We start from the raw sequence: 23,443 nt of genomic DNA on the forward strand, positions 1-23,443 counted from the left end.
ATTCAGGCTAAAACCCTCATTTAGACTTAAACTTATATTTACAGATCGCTCTTTTAAGAATATAGAGTAATACCTGGCGGCATTCTAAGCGAGTTAACCGAAACTCCTGATTATTGCAACGAACGGTAATATGGTAAGAGAACATAATTGTACAAGTTATATCAAGTCCGTGGAATTAATTACAATAGGTCATTGTGAATGAAACACACTGGAGTGAAGCAGTCTCGTCTGTCTCCAAATCTCGGCGATTGCTTCCCTGCGGTCGCAATGACAAGGGTTTAATGGGACTTGATATTACCCATTTGGCGCAAAATCTTATAGCGCTTTGTGCTAGGGAATAGGATTGTGGTACATGGCTTTGGGGATTCGCTGTTGTACTCCATAACATCGCAAAGCGCTGTATCATTTCCATCTGGGGAATACGATTATATCCCTCTTCTGTCATTTTCGGAGATCGCTGAATCCCCTATACGGTGTTCCCCGTTTGACAGACAGAGGGATATTGTTGGTGTATTTTCCTAACCAGAAGATTAGACCTCCTGCATAATTGGGCAGACAATGAATAGTCATGCAAGAATCCTCTATGCTGACACCTATTCCCTATTCCCTAACTTCTGCAAGAAGTCTACTCATGATGTGGTGAGTGAAGTATAAGTATAGGGTTTAGCGATGTTCACTTGGAATAAGATCCGCAGTCCTAATCGTTCAAACCAGGGCATTCCTAAACCCCATCTCATTTTCACCATAAAGTAGTATTCCAGCAGTTCCTTACCCCAAACCACCCAACGGCCTTTGAGAGCATAGGAATTTTGAGGCTCTTCTAAACTGGGATCGGGCAGTACCGGAATCGCCACATAGACAATGCCGGTCTCTCCATATTCCGCTAAACAAACCGATTCTAGGGTCGGACGCTGGAAGGAGGCAGAAAGCGCTCCACTAGCTACGGCGATATTGTGAGCTACAGCAACGGCCATCGCTTCAGTCATAGCTCCACTTTTGGGTAAACCAATGGGAATGGGAGTTTTATCGGGTTGGTCGAGAGCCACTGCCACTCCTAGGGCATAAATAGAGGGAAAATCCCGATGGCGATAAGTGGGATTTACGGGAATAAAGCCTTTGGCGTTTGCAACATCTGGCAGTTGTTGCAGGAATTTAGCTCCTCGGAAGGACGGTAAAATCATGGAGTAGCTAAAGGGGAGTTGTTGACCGGTTTTGAGGGTAATTTTGTCTGGGGTAATGGCTGTAATTTCGGCATTGGTAAAGGTTTCTATCCCTCGTTCTTTGAGGAGTTCGCTGGTGTATTCTTTGGCATTTTTGACATCACTTACGCCTAAGTGGCCGATGTAGGGTTCTGGGGTAACGTAGGTGAGGGTGACTCGATCTCGTAATCCTCGACGGCGTAATTCTGAATCTGCCATCAGTAGAAATTCGTAGGCAGGGCCAAAACAACCGGCTCCAGGGGCTGCTCCGACGACTAGGGGGCCAGGATTTTCCAGGTATTTTACCCAGGCTTCCCGCGCATGGATGGCGTGATCTGGGGTACAAACGGATTGGGTATAACCGCCATGGGGGCCGAGTCCAGGGATTGCGTCAAAGGCAAAGGAGGCTCCGGTGGCGATCGCTACATAGTCATAGTTGACAGTTTCTCCCCCTTCTACGGTAATGGTTTGGGTATGGGGGTTGAGAGCGGTGACTTTGTGGTTAATCCATTCAATTCCCAAACGTTTGAGGTGGGGTTCGAGATCGATTTGAATCGATTCTAACGAGGCCATACCTAGGGTGACTCGAATTAATCCAGGGATAAAGGTGAAATGGGAGTGATCGCTAATGAGGATGAGGCGATCGCTCTTAGGCAGTAAGCTGCGTAATTCATGTACTGCTGGAAGTCCACCTAAACCTGCCCCAATTACTACAACGTTTGTCATCGTTTTTTCTCCAAAGCTTGCCTATCTACTGAACTGTGCCCCCCCAACAAGAGGCGAGTTAATAAAAATCTAATATTAATATAACTATATGGTGATCTTATGAAAAATGCAAGGTTTCCTAATCATTACCCTGTAGTTTCAGTCTGTAGGAGTGGAAGGGTTAACCCAAAAAGCCTAAAAAAAAGATTGTATTTTGCACGTATGAGTACATATAGCTGACATAAACGCTTGACAACTAAATAGCGATATTATAGACTTAAGAAAGGAGGGACAACGGAGACAACCGCCCTGACCACTGAAACAGAAGACAGAGGATTATGAATTACCACTTTAGTATTGTTTTAAATACAACCCTGGAAGAGGCGATCGCCCAAGTCACCGATGCCCTAAAACAAGAAGGATTTGGGATTTTAACCGAAATCAATGTCCAAAACGCCTTCGCCAAACATGGTATAGATTTTCATGACTATCGGATTCTCGGTGCGTGTCATCCCCAACTTGCCCATCGTGCCCTGCAAGCCGATGACAAAGCGGGAACCCTCTTTCCTTGCAATGTTGTAGTGCAAGAGAGGGGAGAAGGAGCGGTTGAAGTCTCTGCGGTTAACCCCTTGGGAATGCTCAAAGCAGTTGAACATCCTAATGTCCAAGCTATGGCTGAAGAAGCCAGTCAGAAAATGGAAGCCGTTATTCGCTCTCTGAAAACGCCAGTGTTAACTGCATAGCAGTGAAAATGGGCACTTTTAAGGGAAAAAATACCCATTACTAACATGAAGCGCTATAACTTGCACAGTCAAAACCACCCAGTTCTGGAAGATTAAATCTTTCCTCCAATTTAGGTCACCGTCTCCCCAATGGAATGATATGGAAATTGGGGAGAATTCTTGATACACTGCCCTAATTTTAATTGAATCAATTATGTGGAAAATACTATCATTCTTACAGAAAAACTTAACTTGGTCAATTCCTATTTTTATGCTCTTAGGAGTTGTCTTTGGCATCGTTGCTAATCCATCGGGGCTTAAATCGCTCATCATTCCCCTAACCTTCTTAATGGTCTATCCGATGATGATCAACTTGCAAATGAAGAAAGTGATCTCCGGGGGAGACTATAAAGTTCAAGTTATTACCCAACTGATTAACTTTGGGATCATTCCCTTTTTTGCTTTTGGCGTGGGGAAACTATTTTTTGATGAGCAACCCCTAATCTTGTTGGGCTTACTGCTCACCTCCCTATTACCCACCAGTGGTATGACCATTTCCTGGACCGGTTTTGCTAAGGGTAATATCAACGCGGCGATTAAGATGACAGTGATTGGCTTAATCGTTGGCTCTATTGCGACTCCCTTTTATGCCAAATACCTGATGGGAACTGTGATTGAGATTCCCCTGGTTAGTATTTTTAAACAAATTATCATTATTGTCTTTTTACCGATGATTTTAGGCCAGGTGACTCAATTTCTGCTGATTCGGCAAGTGGGAATGGACAAATATCAGAAAAACCTGAAGAAAAAATTTCCTGTATTCTCCACATTGGGAGTATTAGGGATTGTGTTTGTCGCTATGGCGCTCAAAGCTAAATCGATTTTAGCTAATCCCGTAATGCTGCTCTCCTTGTTAGCGCCTTTGGTCACAATTTATGGATTTAATTTTCTGTTGAGTACCTTAATTGGTAAAGCTTTATTCGATCGCGACAATGCGATCGCCCTGGTTTATGGTACAGTGATGCGTAACCTGTCCATTGCTCTGGCGATCGCCATGACGGTGTTTGGTCAAGAAGGCTCAGAAATTGCCCTGATCATTACCATGGCTTACATTATTCAAGTACAAGCAGGTGCATGGTACGTCAAGTTTACTGACCGCATTTTTGGTAAACTCCCCACCTCAGAACCAGTTTAGACCCTTACAAACAACCATTTGATTAGGACTTACCATTACTGCGCCAAGCGTGGTGATGGTAACAGCATTTTTGATGCCATAACACCCATGTTGAAGGAATAAAACTAGGATACCAATTTCTCCACTGGTTGGGGCGATAATAATCTGTTCTCCCTGGGGACTTCGTTCGGTCTAAGGTCGAGGGTTAGAGTAACTATAGTTTACGAACTAGGGTAAAAATCAGCAATAGCGTGAGTTTAGGATAACATTGACCGCAGGAAAACGTTATAGTTGAATCAACTTCAGTAAGATAGCACCTCACGACCATGACAAACGTTCAAATTCCCTGGACATCAGCCGATTTAGAACTGTTGCCCAATAACAATAACCGCTATGAAATTATCATTGTACATGACTCACGCCCCCCATTGGAAACATCAGAAGACCATTGGTGAAATTTGCCGAATTTTAGGAAACTGGTCAAGCGAAACTCGATTGGGTGAAGTAATCTTCAATCCAGGGCTAATCTTTACTGACACCGATAATGTAATCCCCGATCTAGTTTGGATGGCGAATGAGAGGTTAAATAACTCTGTTGATGAATCGGGTCATTTTATTGCAGCTCCAGAGTTAGTGGTTGAAGTGTTATCGGAAAGTAAAACTGATGTTCGTCGGGATAAGGAAAGCAAGTTAAAATTATATTCTAATCAAGGCGTGCGGGAATATTGGATTGTAGACTGGCAATTAAAGACCGTAGAGATTTATCGACGGGAACAAGCAAAGCTGGAATTAGTGATGACATTATTAGAGGAAGATGAGATAACCTCTCCTTTGCTTCCTGGTTTTTCTGGCAACGTCAATACCTTTTTCACTTAAGCGACAGTAACCAAAATATCCCTTTATTTTGAATTCAAATCTATGCCTAAATCTCCAGTTATTAAGTCCGACGAATCTTATACATTTGCGGATTACTTTAAGCTCAACTTTGCCCCACAAGATATTCTGGCATATTTTGATGTTTCGCTACAACGAAAATCGCTAAAACTTCCAGAATATACGGGCGAATTGGATCGCCTGGAGGACTTGAAAAATCGGATTGAAGAAAGTCTCCCGCGTCTGAGTTTAACGAGCGAAATGGCGAGACGAGAGTTTCTCATTGCTCCCGTTTTAACTGACGTGATGCACTATACGGAAGCCACGCTCAATGTGGAGTATCCGGTTGCCGTGAACAATCAATTGAAAGGCTCCTTAGACTATCTGCTCCAGAATAAGCAAACCTTGTTAGTCATTGAAGCGAAAAATGAAGATTTAGAGCGCGGTTTTCTGCAATTAGCCATTGAACTAATTGCCCTAGAACAGTGGTTTGAATCCGAGCAAACAATTTTACAAGGTGCTGTTTCAACGGGTAATATCTGGCAATTTGGTCAATTTAATCGCCAATCTCGGACAGTAACTCAGGATCTCGATCTCTACCGCGTCCCTGCTGACTTGAATCATCTACTGAGAGTCTTGGTTGAGGCAATTAATTATGGATTGTAAAGCCAAACCGAGTAGTGCTAACTTTATCGATGAGATGCTACAATAAAGAATGACTGTCGTACAGTATTATTATCGTGAAAAAAGTATGACTTCAAAGATTGCGATCGCCTGTAGAGGCGGGTTCGCCAACGATTTACAATACCAACCCATAACCTCTGTAAACCCGCCCTAACCCCACCAACCAGCCAGCGATCGGGCGGGTTTACAATATTAATGTTTGAGTGGCGTAAATATGGGTGAACCCGCCCCTACAGGAACTAAAATATTGTATTCTTTAACGGGGCATAGAGATGAAACTTTTAGATGTGGTTGCCTTACTCGAAAATTTACCAGAACTGGGACTCTATCGAGGGCAAGTTGGAACCATTGTCGAACAATATGAACCTCAAGTGTTTGAAGTGGAATTTAGCGATAATGACGGGAAAGCCTATGCTATCGAGACCCTCAGTAAACATCAACTCATGGTACTGTATCACCATCCGATAAATCCTGAAAAAATAGCTATTTGAATCACCAACAAGAAGCAACTTATTTTCTACCAAGGCAACAGGTAATAAAATACTGAAAGCCTAGGAATACTCGACTAAATGGATTAATAATAAATTTTAATTTTCTTGTGAGTTCCATATTTTTTAAAATCTAAGAAAGAGATAAAAAAAGGAGTGAGTATCCCAACTCGCCGCCTTCCCCACCTAACATTATCCCCCCCCATAATCGCGGCAGATGACCTCGTTGTGAGTTTTTATTAAAAGTGAATTGATGGGGATAGGAGCAATAAGAGCCATGCTTGCGCCAACCAACATACTCTGCCAACTTTTGAAAATTCCCGTGATCATACCCTGCGAATTTACCTCCTTTGTTAAGCCAGATTTCTTTTTGAATGCTAAAACCAAACTGCTCACCGCTATACTTGACCCATAATCGATCAATTTTCTCTAGGTCTTTAGAAGGAAAGTCTATGTAGAGATCGCGGACACTATCTTTATTTTCTAACACCATAATTTGATAAAAAATAAATGTTGTTTCTTCATTTGCCTCATACCAATTCTCTTCTTGTAATAAGGTTTCTAGTCTCTCACAAAATGTCTCTTCAGAGCATTTATCTTTAGACTTTCTCAGTTCCCACTGAAATCCGCTATCTGCTTCACAGTTTGACAGAAAATGACGCATTTTCTCGAACCCTTCCCGAAATCGTTCGGGATTACCTTTCTCGGCAAACTTTAAGCGAAATATCTCTTGCCATTGCCCTTGATTTTTATTTTCTATATTTGCCCACAACTCAGTTAATGCAGCCCAAGCTTTTTGGTATAGACGATAAAGCTTGTCTGTATCTTCTGGTAGCCGGACTGCTGGAAAAATCTGGGATAAATTCTGTGAAACTCGATACTCTCGCTTGCCTTCTTTCAAGTGATGGCTCACCTCAATTAATCCAAAATTAATCGCTCGTTTAATCTGTTTTTGTTCGTCCTCTCTACTCGATAATTGTCCTTTATAGACTGCTGTTAACGCTGCCATCGGCACGTTAATTTCATAAATAGAACAAGCGCTGATAATTTTGGCTAAGGCATTGTCAACGGGTGGGTAGAGATCCCCCTCCCAAATAATGCTCCATTTCCATTTCTCTGGATGATTTTCCCATTCTGTTAATATCTCTTCGGCATTTGCTTGAGACAATACATCCTTGTTTAACATTTCCAACAAGCGAGGATTGCCAGCCGAAAGGGTGAGAGCGCGTTGCAGCAATTCTTTGTCGAGTTCTCCCGAACTAAAGTGTTCTAAACGCCGTAATTTCTTCTGAAGGTCGGCATGATGGAAACTATCCAACGGTTGAATAAAAAACTTATCTAATCCCTGCCAATCAAACTGATAGCGACAGGTGATGATAATTCGGTGTTCGGTTCCGGCACTCTCAATGGCCCAAATCAAGGCCTCCAACACTCTCGCAGCACTCGGTTGTAGCCTATACTGTTCTCCTTTTAGCTCTAAACTCCGCTCAAAGTCATCTAGTACCAGTAAAAACGGTTTTTGACGGGTGGTCAGAAATACATTTCGCAGGCGATATTTTAGCTCCTCAGTTCCCTCTCGAAGTTGTTGACGCTCTTCGGCACTTTCCAACTGGTCGCAGAGTTTATCAACTAGCCTCGGTTCGGTAATGGGTTGGCTCTTACGTCCCCAAATAATGGCTTGAGGGAAGTATGATGAAAGACGATCGCATAATCGAGCGGCGATCGCACTTTTTCCCCATCCTCCCATACCCGCGAGCATCACCCCAACTTTCCCATTATCTGGAGATTTAAGCACCCGCAAGCAATTTTGCAACTGACGACGACGACCTACAAACTCCTCGCGGGGTATCAGGGGAAGTTCTTGGGTTTGTTCATCAATAAATTTGGGCTGCACAGAAGAGGGGGGTGCAGGTTCCCGTCGTCCCTCTTTGCTGTTGCGCTTGGTGACCAAAGCACCAGGAAGCGTGGAGGTATACAACCGCAATAAATGCCATTGCTTCCCGCAAACTTTGCTTGATTTCGTCTCTCCTTTGGTAATACTTCCCGGTTTCAAGAGAAGTTGATAGGTTCGACCCAAAGCCTCTACTAATGTTTGACCTGTTGAAAGTTCCCCATAGAGAATCGCTGCTGCGGCTGAAGCGTCCGCATCGTTAACCCGGTTTCCCCACCCCAAAACCGCCATTACTCCATCTTGAACCAACGCTTCAGCCATGGAAAATACGGTCTGCTCATTAGAATATCCGGTTTGGCAACCCGACAAAAATACCAACGGAGAATGGTTATAGGGCAAAATATCAGCAATATCCCGACTATCACAATCTCGACGGTCTCCATACTCATCTTCCGTGAGAAAATAAGGCCTTTCATCGGTAATCGTTGCATGACCGGTCAAATGAACTACATCAAAGGGGTCGCTCTCGGCATCAATCAACTCTTGCAACTCGTCGAGACAACCACTTTCCTCCACCACCAAGCGCAGGTCTTTAGCCATCCCTTTCGTTGCCGTTAAAATTTGTCCCTCTTCTGCCTCAAAATCCAGCACTGGCTGAAAATTCCGTGGCGACGAAGACATAAACAGCAGATTCAAAAAGCCGGGTTTGGGGTCTTCTTCGACTCGGAGTTGGTCGTGTTCTTGTACCCAACGCACTGGGACAATGGGAGGTCGGTATTCCACCAAGAATCGTTTCCCGTTATGCAAAACTTCCCAAGGCAAATTCGCTAACCTCCCGGATGTGGAAATGGCCAGAACAATTTGCCTTCCGCGACTGTTCCGAGGCGGTTTATCGAGAGCTGATTGTAAAAACCGCTCTCCCCCATCCAACCAGTTAAACAGCCGTTGCCCTATTTCCTGATAGGGAGTGGGCAGTGAGGTGTAATATTCTTCCTCTGCTTGCTGATGCAATTCTTCAATCTCAGCCAAAGGCCGTATCCGTTCCTGTGCGTCATTGGGGTTATCCCAGAAGAACCGAAACCGAGCCTGATTTTCTCCCACAGGAGTCAATTCAATATGGAGAATTTGAGCCATTTGAGAATTAGCAATTCATACTTTTAGTTTACTCCAAGAGTTCTTTAATCTGCTCGACTGTAGCATCTTTGAGCAGCAAGCGGCGACCGTCATCGGTGACAATCATCACTTTTTCCAGCTTGCGTCCTGAGTCTTTCTTCTGGGATTTCTGATACCATTCGTAGAGTTGCTTGGCGATCGCCATTGTACCTCCCACAATACCCACAATAGTGGAGATCGTGGTTAAAACCTCCGCTTTCTGAGGCTCATCTACTGTTTCATAACTCCCCTCAATTCCAGCAATACTGAGCAGTTCCTCAGTTGCTACCTCTGCATCTTGACCAACAATTTCAATCTTCATGGGTCAACTTCAACTCATCTCTCTAGTTAAGTATTTTCTCTCCATTTTAGAAGCTATAGAGGAAACCTAAAGAATTCACCAGTGAAGAGTTCAATTCTATTGCTAGACTCATTAAGTACGATTTCATATACCCTACCCCCAACTCTGTGAATTCTAGTTCTTCTCCTCTTCAGCGTTTAATTCAGTATAGTGGCCCCTATCAGAATAAAGTCCGGTTGGCGATCGCCACTTCGATCCTCAACAAAATCTTCGATCTTGCCCCTCCCATCCTGATTGGGATCGCTGTGGATGTGGTGGTTAAACAAGAAAATTCGGCGATCGCCGCTTTGGGAATTACTAGCGTTTTTACCCAACTCTTACTCCTCACCCTTCTGTCTGCGCTGATTTGGGGATTGGAATCTGCGTTTCAATATGCCTATGAACGCTTGTGGCGCAATTTAGCCCAAACCATTCAACATCATCTACGTTTAGATGCCTATAGTCATTTACAAAATCTGGAAATTGCCTATTTTGAAGACCGCAGCACGGGCGAGTTAATGGCGATTCTCAATGATGATATTAACCAATTGGAGCGCTTTTTAGATGTGGGAGCCAATGAAGTAATCCAAGTGGCGACGACTGTTTTAATTATTGGCTCGATGTTTCTGATCCTAGCACCGGAAGTTGCTTGGATGACCCTTGTCCCCATGCCGTTTATTATTTGGGGTTCGATCGCCTATCAAAAATTTCTCGCTCCTCGCTATACGAAAGTGCGCCAAAATGCGGGGTTTCTCAACCATCGTTTAGCGAATAATCTCAGTGGTATTACCACAATTAAAAGTTTTACCGCCGAAGAATACGAAGTCAAGCGGGTCGGCCAAGATTCAACTGCCTATCGACGCTCGAATGAGGAGGCGATCGCCTATTCTGCGGCATTTATTCCCTTGGTGCGGATGTTAATTTTACTTGGTTTTAGCTGTATCCTACTCTATGGAGGTTTGGAGGTCACGAACGGGAATTTAGCCGTGGGAACCTACAGCACCCTAGTGTTTATGACTCAACGGTTACTTTGGCCCCTTACTCGCCTCGGAAGTACCCTGGATTTATGTCAGCGTGCCATGGCTTCAACTCGCCGGGTAATGGCATTATTAGATACGCCGATCGCCATTCATACGGGAGATATTCCCCTTGCCTTGGAGACGGTGCGCGGTGAAGTGGTGCTGAAAGAGGTCAGTTTTTCCTATCGCGATCGCCTGCCGATATTAAACCAGGTCTCTTTGACCATTCCTGCGGGCAAAACGATTGCTATTGTTGGCTCAACGGGTTCGGGAAAAAGTACCTTAGTTAAGCTCCTGTTGCGGCTCTATGAAGTTCAAAATGGTTCAATTACCTTAGATGGTCTAGAGTTGCAAACACTACAGCTAGAAGATTTGCGGCGCTGTATTGGGTTGGTCAGTCAAGATGTGTTTTTATTCCATGGAACGGTGGCAGAAAATATTGCCTATGGGACGTTTGATGCCTCTGAACCCGATATTATTGCGGCGGCAACGTTGGCAGAAGCCCACGACTTTATCATGGAACTACCGCAAAAATATGATACCATAGTTGGGGAGCGAGGTCAGAAATTATCCGGAGGACAGCGGCAAAGATTGGCGATCGCTCGTGCCATTATTAAAAATCCTCCGATTCTGATTCTGGATGAGGCCACATCTGCGGTAGATAATGAGACAGAAGCAGCCATTCAGCGATCGTTAGAGAGAATAACTCAAAATCGGACGACGATCGCGATCGCTCACCGACTTTCCACCATCCGCAACGCCCATTGTATCTACGTCATGGAGCGCGGTCAAGTTATTGAATCCGGTCGTCATGAAGCATTATTAGAACACAATGGGGTCTATGCTAGTTTATGGCACATTCAAATGGGAGAATCTATTTTAGCCCAATCCTAATTAGGTCAAACCTGGACTGCGATCGTTTATAGTCTATTAGGAGCTGGTAGCGATGGTTATTAATGGATTAAGAGTCTAATGATATGTATGGGGAATCTTGTAGAATTTCAGATAACTCAGCAATCATTTCAGGAGTACTCCAAGTCTTACTGCTAAGTTGTTGTATCCACAACAATTTTCTCTCATCTGAGGAGAGAGTTTCAAAATCTATATAATATTCGTCACCACTATCTAGTGTGTAAATACATCTTGTTGTATAATCTATTGACCAATGGATGTATTGATCATTGAACATTGTTTGCAACCTAACTAAATCGACAATAAAGCGATTTCCTTGTGTAGTAACAAACCAATCTTCAAAGTTTTGTAGTAAATATTCTTGAATCTCAGGGACACTTACATCTAGATAATTATTACACATCTCAGCAATCTTTTTGTAATCCTGAGTTTGAGCATAGGAATTACAAATTTGAATTAATTGGTTCATTTCTTCTCTATTTTCTTCCTCTTCACTCTCTTGGTTGTGTTGCTTTGAATCATATAACTCATCTTCATTAATTTCTATAAAGCAATCAGATTGAGTATCTCTTGAACATTGAATAAAATATTCAATTTCTTGTCGCCATTTTGTCCAAGTACGGACTTTACAAGCATGGTCTTGTAACTGATCAAGATTAGCACCACACTGATATGCTTCCTCCAAGAGCTTAAGGCACAGCCATTCATTGAGATAATTCAATCTTTTCCGCAGAATGCCTCGTATATAAAATAGTTTCTGGATGTAAGGCTTAGTCTTCTCTAATTTCTTTGTTTTACAAATTCCTCCAATTTTAGACCAAGCATAACTAATGCTCTTTTGAGTCACTTGGCCATTGTCATATTCTAAGTATTGTGTAGTCGCAATACGCATTGCTTCCATAATTTCATCAGCATTATGCTGTCTCAACAATTTCTTTAAACTTTTTAGTCCTTGCTCAGAAAGTTTATATGGCTCAACCAACTCTGCCCAAAACTCAGCAACTTGCTCAATCAAATAGTGATCCAGTTCAAGTAATCCCCTTTGCCAATCCATCATCATCTCAATTTGCTCACGCCGTTCTTGAAGTTCTTCCATTTGTGTGCGCTGGCGGTCGATGATGGTGGTATCTGCTAAAGTTCGATCACTTTTGCCTAAATTGCAGTCTACACAGGATGTAATAAGATTTAATAAGTCGTTAGTTCCACCTTGAGAGACTGGATTAATGTGATCTACATGAAGGGTAACATCAGGTGCTTTCTTTCCACAGTACTAGCAAGTAAATTTATCTCGTTTGAAAATCTCAAACCGAATCGACTTAGGAATAGGTTGTCGCTTAGATCCTTGATGACTCATATAGCTCTGTGCGATAAGACTCAATTTATCAAAAACTCCTGCTAGTGAGAATATTCTATTAGAGCTTTGATTTCATGATTATAACAGTTGTCAGACTTGAGCAAGTACTTCTTCTCCTGGAATCGGTTTTACTGTACCGCTTCTGATTTCATCAATGTGTTTTTGTGCTTCTTCAATCCAAAGTTCTTGAATCCTTTTCTCTACTAAAAGCACTCGGTCAGAATTCGGTAAGCTCATCGCTTCATTGAAAATTTCATCCACAGTCCGCATAACTCTATCTCTCCAAAAGTACGCTACTGCAATTTTAATCTATTTAAATTAAAGCTTGTACAATTAATTGATACATTGAGTTGACTAGAGAAAGATTCCTTAGTTTGAATAAGTTTGGGTATAGACCAGGAAAAGTATTTTCATCCACGATGATAGGATGATCTTCATGCCAAATCATATCAAAACCAATGACTTCATAAGATATCGCATGATAAGCTAAACTTGCTAACTGTTGATGTTGCTGTTTTAAATCACCTAGATCGACCTCTCCACCTATTTCATCGGAATCATAGACTTTCTGAAAAGAGCGACTTTCAAAAGAGTTACTAAAGTTAGAAAATCGACTTGATTTTTTTCTATACCCATACATGACTTCTCCATTGATAAGGGTTGTACTCAGCCAATCTTGAGGATTGTTTTCATAGTATTTTTCTAGAAGTATACCCTCATTTAAATTAATGCCTCTTTCCTGTTCTATGAATTCAATAATATCACGCAGTCTCGAAAAATCATCGATCAGCGTCACTCCTTTACCAAATGAACCTTTCCTTGGTTTAAGTAACGCATAGCCCCACTTATCTAAAATTGGCTTTGCCAAGTACAAGTTTCTATTATTTATTAATATAAAATCTGAGACTTTTACACCCTTTTGTTTTAAGGTAAGATGAGCAGTATATTTATCTAGAGCAACTTCAAAAATATAAGGATTAGGAATAACTTTTACAGTGCAAGCCAATGTTTTGAGGAGTTCTAAAACATATAAGTTACTTTTGCAAGAGATACTGTTTGGCTTTCTAACTTCACTATACCAGAAGAAGAGATCTAATTCATTCAGATTAAAGTTTTTGTAGAAGACATTTCCATTAAGAATTAATGTATTATTGAGATCTTCTACTTCTACTAAACTGACTTCCTTATTGCATTTAATCAAAGCTAAAAGTTCATCAATAACCTCATTGGGGAGCTTATTAAGACGTTTAATAGAGGGTTGCTTATCATCTCCATCCTGTGTTTTAGGCAGAAACACACCAATTTTAGTAGTCATAAATTTTGTTATTCTTTTGATTTATCATATCAAGTCCGGTTAATTGGCTATGATGCAATGCTTCACGTTGGGGAATAGGGAATAGAGAACATGCACTGTTCTACCAGAACAATGTAGGAGTGGAAACGCACTGTACATAGTTAAACTGATTACTCGGACTTGATATTATTGGATCTTGGTCTTAGAACAAGAACTAAAATTAGCACTTAAGCAACCCGTTGAATCACTCTAATCATTCAATTTACTCTGGAATATAATCATCATCAAGAATATCATCTAGCGTCAACCCTGCTTCAGGTGGAAACAATTCTGGCTCTAGTCTATACTTCCTAATAATATCCTTCCTCGCATTTCCATAACACTCAGTCCAGATCTCTATTAACAAAACTTTGAGACTAGGACTATCTTCTAATAAATATTGAATTTGTCGGCGTTGCTCCACAACGGTTTGTCGCCATCCTCTAGCGTTGTTTGCTTTTTCAGATTCCCAATACTTCAGTTTTAAGAGATGTTCGATTAAAGTAGTCAGCCTGCTTTTTAACTCCTTTTTCTCTCGTTTTCCCATGCTTTCAACTTCTTCAATCAAACTCTCAAAATCAATTCGATCGAGCCGTCTTTCTTGGAGTAACTGCACTGTTGTCTGTACCCACAAATAGAAGTCTCGATCGTAAAGTTCGGATAGATTAGAATCAGGTTTTACCTGTAACTCTGAATTCATAATCCCCCATTTCTAAGTTTGAACAGTTTGATTGGCTAGTTCTTCTAAACGGAATTGCTGATCTTGAGTGATGCACGCCTGAATTAAGTTTTCAATATTACCTTCTAACGCACTTCCCAAAACAAAGTTTTGACCCAGGCGGTGATCGGTAATCCGGTTATCTTTGTAGTTGTAGGTACGGATTTTTTCCGATCGCGAACCCGTCCCGACCTGCGATCGCCGCATATCCGTAACGGCATCCTGTTGTTCTTGCAGCTTCATTTCATACAACTTGGCTCGCAAAATTTGCATCGCCCGTTCTCGGTTTTGCAACTGCGATCGCTCTTCCGTACAAAATACCCGAATTCCCGTTGGCTTATGGAATAAGTCCACCGCCGTTTCCACTTTGTTTACATTTTGTCCACCTGCACCACCGGAACGAGCTGTACTAATCTCTACGTCCTTAGCATCAATTTCAACTTCTACCTCATCCACTTCCGGCATAATTGCCACCGTCGCCGTTGAGGTATGGACTCGTCCTCCCGTTTCCGTCACCGGAACCCGTTGCACCCGGTGAATGCCCGCTTCAAACTTGAGCTTACTATAAACCTGCTCCCCTTTCACCTCGAGGATCGCTTGCTTAAATCCACCCATCTCCGCTGGAGATTCACTCACCAGTTCTTTCTTCCATCCTTGCATCTCCAAATAGCGGGAATACATTCTTAAGAGATCTCCCGCCCAAATACTGGCCTCATCGCCCCCCGTTCCTGCACGGATTTCCAACATAATATTTTTATCATCGTTGGGGTCGCGGGGCAGCAATAAAATCGTCAACCGATGCTCTAACTGATCGATTTTCGTCTCTAACTCTTGCACTTCCAATGCAGCGATCTCTTGCAACTCGCGATCGCCGCTCGACTCCTTATAAATTTCTCTAGCTCCCATCAACTCGTCTTGAGCCTTTTTCCAGATCTCATAAGTATTCACCACTTCCTCCAGAGACGCACGAGCTTTAGCCACCCGTTGCACCTCTTCTGGATTCGTGGCAATATCTGGATCGGCTAACCGACGAGTCAATTCGTTAAATGTTTGTTCAACAGAAGTAAGTTTGTCAAGAAGATATGCTTCAGCCATTGTTCTAGTGTCCAAGATTTAGGTTGTTTACAGCAGGGGAGTGATACATGGACCGTAGGTTTAAACCCCTACAACCCACAAAGACCAATCGCAATAGCTGCTACTTCTTGTTACCTGTACTTCCCATCCAGTTATACCGTTTCTGGAATCGTTCCACCCGTCCTTCAGTGTCAATAATTTTCTGAGTTCCTGTATAAAACGGATGATTTCCAGACCAGACATCCACATGAAGTTCTGGCTGAGTCGAACCCACGGTCATTACAAACTCGCCATTACAATATACTTTAGCTTCTGGATACCATTGGGGGTGAATATCAGATTTAGGCATGATGATTACACTTTACAAAAACACTAACAACTAAGCGGGTTTAAACCCTATTATATATTGAATTGCAATTGCTTCCCTCCCACAGGAAAGGAACTTTCTCCCCTTCTCCTGCGGGAGAAGGGGTCGGGGGATGAGGGAAACCCACCCCTACCCTTACCGTTTCGAGTATTGAGGAGCTTTTCTAGCTTTGCGTAAACCATATTTTTTCCGCTCCTTTGCCCTCGGATCGCGGGTAAGATACCCTTCGCTCTTCAAAGGTTGACGATTATCTGGATCTAGCTCGCATAAAGCTCTCGCCACACCCAAACGAATCGAATCCGCTTGTCCCGTTAATCCGCCCCCTGTAACATTCACTAGAATGTCATAGTCATTTTCCAGACCCAAGGTTTCCAGAGGCGCTTTAGCTGCTGACAGATATTGGGGATTGAACTGGAGATACAAATCCCCAGGTTTGCCATTAATTTTCATCTCCCCTTGGCCGGGAACCAAGCGTACGCGAGCAATAGACGACTTTCTACGTCCGGTTCCCCAATAAACAGCCCGATCGTTTTGATTCTCAGTAGCTTGCATTAGTTATCTCCTTCTGGTACAGTTTTCAATTCTAAGACTTGGGGGGTTTGTGCCTCATGGGGATGTTTTGGCCCCGCATAAACTTTTAACTTGGTAAACAGCTTGCGTCCTAGAGCATTTTTAGGCAGCATTCCTTTCACTGCTTTTTCCAGAATACGCTCGGGAATTCGCCCTTGCAATTTGGCAAAGGTCTCAGTTTTCATTCCCCCCGGACGACCAGAATGGCGGCGATAGAGTTTTTGATCCCGCTTTTTACCCGTCACCTGGATTTTTTCAGCGTTGATAATAACCACAAAATCCCCAACATCCATATGGGGGGTAAACGTGGGTTTATTTTTGCCTCGTAAGATATTGGCCACTTCTGTCGCTAAACGGCCAAGACGCTGGCCATCAGCATCGACCACATACCATTTACGGTCGAGACTCTCTTGAGAAGGTAAGTAGGTTTTAGTCATAATGAATGGTTGGTTTTGATAGAGGGCGATTTGGTTTAACCCAATTTAAATTGGGGTTGGGTGTCAAACCAAACTTCTGGGGGAAAGGGAGGGTCTGGGTAGCCGACGCGCAGTAAGCATAAGCCTTGGGCTGGAGCTGCGTATTTGACCAAATCTCGCTGTTCCTCTTGCCACAGATGGGTGAATTCTGTGGGGGTTATTTCCGCGATACCGACTTTGACCAATAATCCCACTAGAAGCCGCATCATCCCATAGAGAAATCCATTGGCTTGGACTTCTATCGCTAGAAATGGCTCTTGGGTGGTGCATTGGGCAGTTTGAATGTCTACCCAGGAGTGGGTCCGACTCGATCCTGCCCGATGAAAGGCAGATAGGTGATGACGACCGAGTAAGGGGTCGAGGGCGGCTTGAATGCGGTTGGCATCCAGAGGTTGATAATAATAATGCCAAGTCAGGTTGCGCACAAATAGGTTGGGGTTGGCATGGGTATAGAGGGTATATCGATACCGTCGCCAAAGGGCGGAAAACCGGGCGTGCCAAGTGGGGGCAACCTGAGCAGAACCTCGAATTAGAATATCTTCGGGTAACCGACTATTGAGAATAGTTGCCCACCGTTCAGGGGGAATAGGCCCAGAGACATCGAAGTGGGCGACTTGAGCGGCTGCATGGACTCCGGTATCGGTTCGACCCGCAGCCACTACGGGAACTCGCTGGTTGGTTACCGAGGCGATCGCCGCCTCCAGTTCCTCTTGTACCGTCCGTTCGCCTTTTCCTTGCCGCTGCCAACCGTGGAAATGGGTTCCCAGGTACTGAATGACTAGAGCAATGCGTTGACGCTCATCGGTCAAGTTGTCCGAGTCTTTGAGTTGCCAACGGGATTTCATTTTTACTCCCCTGTCTTTCCCCTCGCCTAGATTTAGGGTTCGACTTAGACTAATTCAATAATCGCCATTTCTGCATTGTCCCCTCGACGAGGAACGGTGGGCAGAATGCGAGTATATCCACCTTGGCGATCGGCATAGCGATCGGGCACTTGTTCAAACAGCGCATGAACCAATTGCTTTTTCTTCAGCATATGTTCTTTGCGGTCTGGGCTGCCACTCAGGTATAGATAGCCCAAAACCTGGCGACGGGCAGCTAGAGTTCCACTTTTCGCCAGGGTAATCATTTTTTCCACTTCACTACGGACAGCTTTCGCCCGTGTTTTCGTGGTCTTAATCCGACCATGACGGATTAACTCAGTCGCTAAGGATCTCAGGAGAGCCTTACGCTGGTCAGCAGGTTTTCCCAACTTGGGGACACGACAACGATGACGCATAACACTTTTCCACGTTTCAAAGTTTAGACAAGATTTAACCCCTGGCCTCAGTTAGGATTTGGCCTTTTCATGGGGCAGAGTAATCCCTAGCCGCTGTTGCAAGGCTTCAATCACTTCTTCAGCCGATTTAGCTCCAAAGTTCTTGATCTCGAGCAAATCTTCTTGGGTGTAATCTAGTAGATCTGATACATTATTAATCTGCGCTCGTTTGAGACAGTTGTAAGCTCTCACCGATAACTGTAATTCTTCAATCGGGATCTGACTGTTGGGATCATCAGTCAGTTCTGGCTCGTCCTTGAGTGGCTCAAAGGTAATATCTTTGAGAGGACTAAATAAATCGACCAATATGTTTGATGCTTGAGATAGGGCTTCTTGAGGAGTAATACTCCCATTAGTCGTAACATCAAGAATCAGTCGGTCTTGTTCTAAGGAACCCCCAACCCGCGCATCTTCCACCATATAATTGACTTTAGATACGGGCATAAAAATTGCATCAATCTGGAGAAAGTCCAAGGCGGTCGGATCTTGACGACTACGGTCTACCGATCGGTAGCCTGTACCCGTTTCAATCCGAAACTCCATTTCTAAGGTTGCATCCTCTGATAGGGTAGCTACCTTCTGAGTCCCATTAACTAATTCCACTTCTGACGGTAAATCAAAGTCGCTCGCTTGCACGGTTTTTGGCCCCGTAGCCACTAAACGGCCAATTTGGGGTTGATTCGAGTAGCTTTTAACAATGATTTCCTTCATGTTCAGTAAGATTTCGAGTACATCTTCCCGAACGCCTTTGATGGTTGCAAACTCATGGTTTACTTTCTCAATCCTTACCGAGGTCACTGCTGCTCCCACTAGGTTAGAAAGCAATACCCGTCTAAGGGCATTGCCTACTGTGGTTCCTTGACCTCTTTCTAGGGGTTCTAGAATAAATCGGCTGTACTGACTTTGATCTTTTTCGGTATAACTTTCAACACATTCAACTTGAAACTGCCCCACAGAGCCACCTCCCTTCGCCTGGTTTCTAGGAGGGCGACACATGACCTTCCTAGCTTTTTTCTGTTATTGAATGGGGTGAGGTCGTCTTATCTACATTCGTTGCAGAATGGGAACGATCCTTACACCCGCCGCCGTTTTGGAGGACGACACCCATTATGTGGAATGGGGGTTACATCTCGAATGAGGGTAATTTCCAATCCGGAACCTTGTAGGGCACGGATGGCAGTTTCTCGCCCCGATCCTGGGCCACTCACCATAACTTCAATTTGCCGCATTCCTTGGTCGATCGCCCGACGAGCAGCACTATCAGCGGCTGTCTGAGCCGCAAAGGGGGTTCCTTTTTTGGCTCCCTTAAATCCACTCGATCCGGCTGAAGCCCAAGAAATTACATCTCCGTTCGGAGCAGTAATGGAGACAATCGTGTTGTTGAACGTCGATTGAATGTGAGCTACACCATTAGGAATATTTCGCTTTTGCTTTTTAGGGCCTGTTTTCTTCGGTCGTGCCATAATTTAGGTTGCACTCTATGTATCTTGATCTCAAAGGTCTTTAATGGACTAATCCCAATCTGGGCGATCGCATCCAACAGCAGGTTATTTCTTAGCGGCTGCTTTTTTCTTCCCAGCTACTGTGCGGCGGACTCCACGACGGGTACGGGCATTGGTGCGGGTTCGTTGTCCCCGTACGGGTAATCCCATACGATGCCGTCTGCCCCGATAGGTTCCAATGTCCATCAGACGCTTGATATTCATTGCCTCCCAACGTCTGAGATCCCCTTCGATTTGATATTGGCTTTCTACCGTACCTCTTAAGGCAACAATATCCGCATCGGTTAAATCTTTAACTCTTGTATCTGGATTTACTCCAGTATCCGCTAATATCTTTTGGGAACGGCTTAAGCCGATCCCATAGATGTAGGTTAGACCTATTTCTATGCGCTTATCTCGCGGTAGGTCTACACCAGCTATTCTGGCCACACTTTTTCTCCCTCGTCTTGAACAACTTAACTTAGGTCATCTCCCTAGGGGGAGAATCGATCCACTCTAAAACGTAATCCCAATTGATTCAGGTCTGGGGTTGAAGTTAACCTTGACGTTGCTTATGTTTTGGGTTAGAACAGATCACCATTACCCGACCTTTACGGCGGATAACTCGGCATTTCTCACACATTTTCCGGACGGATGCTCGGACTTTCATGCCCTATTTTTGAATGTCTACAAATATAACATCTTATCAGTTTTACTTCGGTTTTGTCAAACCAGACGAGGGATATATTAGGATTCCTCTATTTCTTACGCAATCGATAAGTGATTCTCCCTTTGGTTAAATCATAGGGAGTTAATTCAACTTTCACGCGATCGCCCGGCAGAATTTTGATATAGTTCCGACGGATTTTGCCCGAAATATGAGCTAACACATTAAACCCGTTATCCAGGTCTACCCGAAACATGGCATTAGGCAAAGATTCTGTAACTTGCCCTTCCATTTCAATCAAATCTTGTTTAGCCAATGTAATCTATCCTCAATTCAACAGGTTTTTAGTACAGGAATCTACGTCCCATAACTATGCCCCGAAAACAGAATTTTCGGGGTCTTTACATATCTTATCAATTTTTTTTTGTCAAACTCTATCTTGTTATCGGTTAACCAACCGCTAATGTCCCGTTGTCAAAGCATGTTGTAAATCCTGAGTCACCTTCTCGACGGGCTGATTTCCCCGAATCCGCCTCAGTTTACCTCGAGCGCCATAGAAATCAATCAAAGGTTGAGTCTCCTCTTGATAAACATCTAAGCGATGGCGAATCGTCTCGGCTGTATCATCAGCCCGTCCTCTCAACAAAAGCCGCTCAATTAAAATTGCGTCTGGCACTTCTAAAAAAATGGCATAATCACAATCTCTATTTTTGGCATACAACATTTGCTGAAATGTCTCCGCCTGGGAACTGTTACGGGGAAAACCATCTAAAATCCACCCATTTTGGGCATCTTCTTGACTTAACCGCTCCTCCACTAAATCGAAGACTAACTGATCGGGAACCAAAGACCCTTGATCCATATAGTACTTAGCTTTTAACCCCAAATCAGTTTTGTTCGCCACACTATTACGGAGAATCTCCCCAGTAGAAATATGGGGAATCTTCTCTCGTTTTGAGAGTTCTGCGGCTTGGGTTCCCTTCCCAGAACCTGGGGGGCCAATAAAAATCAACCTTGACATGACACTACTGTTTCACCATCCCTTCATAACGTTGAGAAATCACATAGGTTTGAATTTGCTTCGCGGTGTCAATCGCCACCCCAACTAAAATCAGTAGGGAGGTTGCGCCTAATCCTTGAAATGTTGGGACGCGGGTCAAGCCTTCAACCACTGTAGGCACAATAGCCACAATGCCTAAAAACACAGCTCCTAAGAACGTCAACCGATTCAGAACCCGTTCGATATACTCACTCGTTGCTTTTCCAGGACGAATGCCAGGGATACTCGAACCCATTTTTTTCAGGTTTTGAGCTACATCCACAGGATTCATAATCAGGGAAGCATAGAAATAGCTAAAAAACAGAATCATGGTCAAGTAGAACGGAATATATAACGCTCCTCCTGGACTCAGATATTGAACTACACTAACAATCGCTGAACTACCTGTTAACTCAGCCAAAGTCACCGGCAAAATCAAGACGGCGGAAGCAAAAATAATCGGCATCACTCCACCTTGATTTAATCGCAAGGGAAGATAGCTACTTTTTTCCAAATACAGTTTTCGACCCACTTGACGGCGAGCGGAAATAATGGGAATTCGGCGTGTTCCTTCCTGAACAAACACAATACCGACAATCATCACTAGGAAGACCATGACCAAAATCACGGTGCGTCCAACAATGCTGCTATCTCCACTAGAAGCTAACTCGATGGTTTGGCCAATGGATCGGGGTAACGTAGAAACAATATTGACAAAAATCAGTAACGACGCACCGTTGCCGATACCTCGCTCAGTAATCACTTCTCCAAACCACATGACTAACATGGAGCCAGCACTTAAGGCTAAAACGGTTTGGATCACAAAAGTTGGCCCTGGATTTAAGGCCACTCCAGGAGCGCTATTTAACCATAACCCAATCCCCACACTCTGAAGGATGCACCATCCTAGAGCAACATAGCGGGTAATTTGGGAAAGTTTACGCCGTCCGGCTTCTCCCTCATTTTTCTGTAAATCTTCCAATGAGGGCAGAGCAGCAGTGAGTAATTGGATAATGATGGAGGCATTAATAAAGGGAAGGATACCCAGGGCAAAAACACCCAGTTGAGAAATCCCACCACCGGAAAATAGGTCTAATAATCCAATAACTGGACTGCCTTCAATATTGCGGCTAAATTGTTGTCGGTCAATGCCAATGACGGGGATATAAACCCCTAATCTAGCCAAAATTAATAAGCCCAGAGTAACGAGCAACCGACCTCTAAGGCCGGCTGCTTGAGCCATCTGGATAAACGTTTCTTGAGCGCTTGGGGTTTTGTCTCGACTAACGGTCATTAAGGGATACCTCGATGACGACGGTAAATAGGTGGGTGAACATGGGCAATTTCCAACTTAATGGTCTTAGGCGATGAAGCTTTTTGCTTTTGCTTTTTGCCTTTTGCCTAGCGCATGTCCGCGAAGCGAAAAGCGCTTTATTCTAAAACCTGGCAACTCCCTCCAGCGCCTTCGAGTTTAGTGCGAGCATTAGCAGTAAATTGAGCTGCTTTCACTTGCAGAGCTACGCTAATTTCTCCATCTCCCAAGATTTTCAAGGGGCCGTCATTGGTGGTTACAATTCCTGCGTCCATCAATGAGTCTAAAGTCACTTCAGTATTAGCTGGGAGAGAAGCCAGTTGACGAATGTTAACCGTAGTGTACTGTTGTTTGTTAATAACTGTAAAGTGCTTCAGTTTGGGTACACGGCGATACAGGGGCATTTGTCCCCCTTCAAACCCAGGACGAGTTCCACGACCGGAACGAGACTTTTGTCCCCGCATTCCAAAGCCGCAACTGGCACCCTGACCTGCCGAGATTCCCCGACCGACGCGACGGCGGCGTTTACGGGAACCTTTTTGAGGTGCAACATCTTCTAATCTCATGGTATTTAT

26 protein-coding genes and 3 pseudogenes are annotated in these 23,443 nt (G+C 43.8%); 6 read left to right on the forward strand and 23 right to left on the reverse strand.

The features are described 5' to 3' along the window. Positions 1-25 precede the first annotated feature (25 nt). Positions 26-145, reverse strand: a pseudogene (locus J7529_RS24765) (transposase); the annotation flags it as partial. A gap of 484 nt (positions 146-629) precedes the next feature. Then, positions 630-1,925 carry an NAD(P)/FAD-dependent oxidoreductase gene (locus tag J7529_RS15865; RefSeq protein ID WP_318729811.1) on the reverse strand — a complete coding sequence of 432 codons (1,296 nt, stop codon included), beginning with the start codon at positions 1,923-1,925 and terminating at the stop codon, positions 630-632. A gap of 317 nt (positions 1,926-2,242) precedes the next feature. Between J7529_RS15865 and J7529_RS15870 the strand changes: the two genes are divergently transcribed. The 5 genes and pseudogenes from J7529_RS15870 (at position 2,243) to J7529_RS15890 (ending at position 5,848) form a co-directional block, all read left to right on the forward strand. Continuing rightward, on the forward strand, positions 2,243-2,647 hold the full coding sequence (locus J7529_RS15870) for a DUF302 domain-containing protein (RefSeq protein WP_318729812.1): 405 nt from the start codon (positions 2,243-2,245) through the stop codon (positions 2,645-2,647). 193 nt (positions 2,648-2,840) lie between these two features. After that, complete coding sequence (locus tag J7529_RS15875; protein WP_318729813.1) at positions 2,841-3,821, forward strand: arsenic resistance protein; 981 nt, start codon at positions 2,841-2,843, stop codon at positions 3,819-3,821. A 305-nt stretch (positions 3,822-4,126) separates the two neighbouring features. Then, positions 4,127-4,676, forward strand: a pseudogene (locus tag J7529_RS15880) (Uma2 family endonuclease). Between the two features lie 42 nt (positions 4,677-4,718). Next, a complete protein-coding gene (locus J7529_RS15885) occupies positions 4,719-5,339 on the forward strand; it encodes a hypothetical protein (RefSeq protein WP_318729815.1) in 621 nt (206 codons plus the stop codon). A gap of 290 nt (positions 5,340-5,629) precedes the next feature. After that, a complete protein-coding gene (locus tag J7529_RS15890; protein WP_271943569.1) occupies positions 5,630-5,848 on the forward strand; it encodes a DUF4926 domain-containing protein in 219 nt (72 codons plus the stop codon). Between the two features lie 130 nt (positions 5,849-5,978). On the opposite strand, the gene J7529_RS15895 is transcribed toward J7529_RS15890, so the two are convergent. Then, entirely contained in the window at positions 5,979-8,870 is a 2,892-nt protein-coding gene (locus J7529_RS15895) for a GUN4 domain-containing protein (RefSeq protein ID WP_318729816.1), read from the reverse strand. Between the two features lie 28 nt (positions 8,871-8,898). After that, a complete protein-coding gene (locus tag J7529_RS15900) occupies positions 8,899-9,210 on the reverse strand; it encodes a hypothetical protein (protein WP_318729817.1) in 312 nt (103 codons plus the stop codon). A 146-nt stretch (positions 9,211-9,356) separates the two neighbouring features. Here J7529_RS15900 and J7529_RS15905 point away from each other — a divergent pair, with 146 nt between their 5' ends. Continuing rightward, entirely contained in the window at positions 9,357-11,141 is a 1,785-nt protein-coding gene (locus tag J7529_RS15905; protein WP_318729818.1) for an ABC transporter ATP-binding protein, read from the forward strand. 67 nt (positions 11,142-11,208) lie between these two features. Here J7529_RS15905 and J7529_RS15910 read toward each other — a convergent pair whose 3' ends face one another. The 19 genes and pseudogenes from J7529_RS15910 to rplO form a co-directional block, all read right to left on the reverse strand. Continuing rightward, on the reverse strand, positions 11,209-12,255 hold the full coding sequence (locus J7529_RS15910) for a hypothetical protein (protein WP_318729819.1): 1,047 nt from the start codon (positions 12,253-12,255) through the stop codon (positions 11,209-11,211). 51 nt (positions 12,256-12,306) lie between these two features. After that, positions 12,307-12,417 (reverse strand): annotated as a pseudogene (locus J7529_RS24770) (HNH endonuclease); the annotation flags it as partial. Between the two features lie 186 nt (positions 12,418-12,603). After that, entirely contained in the window at positions 12,604-12,783 is a 180-nt protein-coding gene (locus tag J7529_RS15915) for an addiction module protein (RefSeq protein ID WP_271943583.1), read from the reverse strand. A 43-nt stretch (positions 12,784-12,826) separates the two neighbouring features. Next, on the reverse strand, positions 12,827-13,828 hold the full coding sequence (locus J7529_RS15920) for a hypothetical protein (protein WP_318729820.1): 1,002 nt from the start codon (positions 13,826-13,828) through the stop codon (positions 12,827-12,829). A 241-nt stretch (positions 13,829-14,069) separates the two neighbouring features. Further along, positions 14,070-14,546 (reverse strand): DUF29 domain-containing protein, encoded by a 477-nt coding sequence (locus J7529_RS15925; protein ID WP_318729821.1) that lies wholly within the window; start codon positions 14,544-14,546, stop codon positions 14,070-14,072. 12 nt (positions 14,547-14,558) lie between these two features. After that, complete coding sequence (gene prfA / locus J7529_RS15930; protein WP_318729822.1) at positions 14,559-15,659, reverse strand: peptide chain release factor 1; 1,101 nt, start codon at positions 15,657-15,659, stop codon at positions 14,559-14,561. Positions 15,660-15,759: 100 nt separating this feature from the next. Further along, positions 15,760-15,987, reverse strand: coding sequence for a 50S ribosomal protein L31 (gene rpmE, locus J7529_RS15935; RefSeq protein ID WP_271938991.1), 228 nt, complete (start codon positions 15,985-15,987; stop codon positions 15,760-15,762). 153 nt (positions 15,988-16,140) lie between these two features. Further along, a complete protein-coding gene (gene rpsI, locus J7529_RS15940; protein ID WP_318700790.1) occupies positions 16,141-16,557 on the reverse strand; it encodes a 30S ribosomal protein S9 in 417 nt (138 codons plus the stop codon). After that, a complete protein-coding gene (gene rplM, locus J7529_RS15945) occupies positions 16,557-17,012 on the reverse strand; it encodes a 50S ribosomal protein L13 (protein WP_271938987.1) in 456 nt (151 codons plus the stop codon). Before rplM ends, rpsI begins: the two co-directional genes overlap by 1 nt. Positions 17,013-17,047: 35 nt before the next feature. Then, entirely contained in the window at positions 17,048-17,896 is an 849-nt protein-coding gene (truA, locus tag J7529_RS15950) for a tRNA pseudouridine(38-40) synthase TruA (protein WP_318729823.1), read from the reverse strand. Between the two features lie 44 nt (positions 17,897-17,940). Further along, entirely contained in the window at positions 17,941-18,330 is a 390-nt protein-coding gene (gene rplQ / locus J7529_RS15955; protein WP_318700787.1) for a 50S ribosomal protein L17, read from the reverse strand. A 51-nt stretch (positions 18,331-18,381) separates the two neighbouring features. Next, positions 18,382-19,323, reverse strand: coding sequence for a DNA-directed RNA polymerase subunit alpha (locus J7529_RS15960; RefSeq protein ID WP_318700786.1), 942 nt, complete (start codon positions 19,321-19,323; stop codon positions 18,382-18,384). Positions 19,324-19,442: 119 nt separating this feature from the next. After that, positions 19,443-19,832 carry a 30S ribosomal protein S11 gene (rpsK, locus tag J7529_RS15965; RefSeq protein WP_271938977.1) on the reverse strand — a complete coding sequence of 130 codons (390 nt, stop codon included), beginning with the start codon at positions 19,830-19,832 and terminating at the stop codon, positions 19,443-19,445. Positions 19,833-19,916: 84 nt separating this feature from the next. Beyond that, the gene (gene rpsM / locus J7529_RS15970; RefSeq protein WP_271938974.1) at positions 19,917-20,300 is read right to left on the reverse strand and encodes a 30S ribosomal protein S13; all 384 of its coding nucleotides are present in this window, start codon (positions 20,298-20,300) and stop codon (positions 19,917-19,919) included. A gap of 106 nt (positions 20,301-20,406) precedes the next feature. Next, positions 20,407-20,520, reverse strand: coding sequence for a 50S ribosomal protein L36 (gene rpmJ / locus J7529_RS15975; protein WP_271938971.1), 114 nt, complete (start codon positions 20,518-20,520; stop codon positions 20,407-20,409). Between the two features lie 88 nt (positions 20,521-20,608). After that, positions 20,609-20,833, reverse strand: a complete 225-nt coding sequence (gene infA, locus J7529_RS15980) for a translation initiation factor IF-1 (RefSeq protein ID WP_271938968.1) — start codon at positions 20,831-20,833, stop codon at positions 20,609-20,611. A 144-nt stretch (positions 20,834-20,977) separates the two neighbouring features. Beyond that, complete coding sequence (locus J7529_RS15985; RefSeq protein ID WP_271938965.1) at positions 20,978-21,538, reverse strand: adenylate kinase; 561 nt, start codon at positions 21,536-21,538, stop codon at positions 20,978-20,980. A gap of 4 nt (positions 21,539-21,542) precedes the next feature. Further along, positions 21,543-22,850, reverse strand: a complete 1,308-nt coding sequence (gene secY, locus J7529_RS15990; protein ID WP_318729824.1) for a preprotein translocase subunit SecY — start codon at positions 22,848-22,850, stop codon at positions 21,543-21,545. A 137-nt stretch (positions 22,851-22,987) separates the two neighbouring features. Next, positions 22,988-23,434, reverse strand: a complete 447-nt coding sequence (rplO, locus tag J7529_RS15995; protein ID WP_271938961.1) for a 50S ribosomal protein L15 — start codon at positions 23,432-23,434, stop codon at positions 22,988-22,990. Positions 23,435-23,443: the final 9 nt, after the last annotated feature.

It is taken from the genome of Roseofilum sp. Guam, assembly GCF_017746735.1.
Lineage (GTDB): Bacteria > Cyanobacteriota > Cyanobacteriia > Cyanobacteriales > Desertifilaceae > Roseofilum > Roseofilum reptotaenium.

Coding starts and splice junctions, on each gene's coding strand:
- J7529_RS15865 (WP_318729811.1), bottom strand. CDS start 1,925: ATGACAAACGTTGTAGTAATTGGGGCAGGTTTAGGTGGACTTCCAGCA.
- J7529_RS15870 (WP_318729812.1), top strand. CDS start 2,243: ATGAATTACCACTTTAGTATTGTTTTAAATACAACCCTGGAAGAGGCG.
- J7529_RS15875 (WP_318729813.1), top strand. CDS start 2,841: ATGTGGAAAATACTATCATTCTTACAGAAAAACTTAACTTGGTCAATT.
- J7529_RS15885 (WP_318729815.1), top strand. CDS start 4,719: ATGCCTAAATCTCCAGTTATTAAGTCCGACGAATCTTATACATTTGCG.
- J7529_RS15890 (WP_271943569.1), top strand. CDS start 5,630: ATGAAACTTTTAGATGTGGTTGCCTTACTCGAAAATTTACCAGAACTG.
- J7529_RS15895 (WP_318729816.1), bottom strand. CDS start 8,870: ATGGCTCAAATTCTCCATATTGAATTGACTCCTGTGGGAGAAAATCAG.
- J7529_RS15900 (WP_318729817.1), bottom strand. CDS start 9,210: ATGAAGATTGAAATTGTTGGTCAAGATGCAGAGGTAGCAACTGAGGAA.
- J7529_RS15910 (WP_318729819.1), bottom strand. CDS start 12,255: ATGGAAGAACTTCAAGAACGGCGTGAGCAAATTGAGATGATGATGGAT.
- J7529_RS15915 (WP_271943583.1), bottom strand. CDS start 12,783: ATGCGGACTGTGGATGAAATTTTCAATGAAGCGATGAGCTTACCGAAT.
- J7529_RS15920 (WP_318729820.1), bottom strand. CDS start 13,828: ATGACTACTAAAATTGGTGTGTTTCTGCCTAAAACACAGGATGGAGAT.
- J7529_RS15925 (WP_318729821.1), bottom strand. CDS start 14,546: ATGAATTCAGAGTTACAGGTAAAACCTGATTCTAATCTATCCGAACTT.
- prfA (WP_318729822.1), bottom strand. CDS start 15,659: ATGGCTGAAGCATATCTTCTTGACAAACTTACTTCTGTTGAACAAACA.
- rpmE (WP_271938991.1), bottom strand. CDS start 15,987: ATGCCTAAATCTGATATTCACCCCCAATGGTATCCAGAAGCTAAAGTA.
- rpsI (WP_318700790.1), bottom strand. CDS start 16,557: ATGCAAGCTACTGAGAATCAAAACGATCGGGCTGTTTATTGGGGAACC.
- rplM (WP_271938987.1), bottom strand. CDS start 17,012: ATGACTAAAACCTACTTACCTTCTCAAGAGAGTCTCGACCGTAAATGG.
- truA (WP_318729823.1), bottom strand. CDS start 17,896: ATGAAATCCCGTTGGCAACTCAAAGACTCGGACAACTTGACCGATGAG.
- rplQ (WP_318700787.1), bottom strand. CDS start 18,330: ATGCGTCATCGTTGTCGTGTCCCCAAGTTGGGAAAACCTGCTGACCAG.
- rpsK (WP_271938977.1), bottom strand. CDS start 19,832: ATGGCACGACCGAAGAAAACAGGCCCTAAAAAGCAAAAGCGAAATATT.
- rpmJ (WP_271938971.1), bottom strand. CDS start 20,520: ATGAAAGTCCGAGCATCCGTCCGGAAAATGTGTGAGAAATGCCGAGTT.
- J7529_RS15985 (WP_271938965.1), bottom strand. CDS start 21,538: ATGTCAAGGTTGATTTTTATTGGCCCCCCAGGTTCTGGGAAGGGAACC.
- secY (WP_318729824.1), bottom strand. CDS start 22,850: ATGACCGTTAGTCGAGACAAAACCCCAAGCGCTCAAGAAACGTTTATC.
- rplO (WP_271938961.1), bottom strand. CDS start 23,434: ATGAGATTAGAAGATGTTGCACCTCAAAAAGGTTCCCGTAAACGCCGC.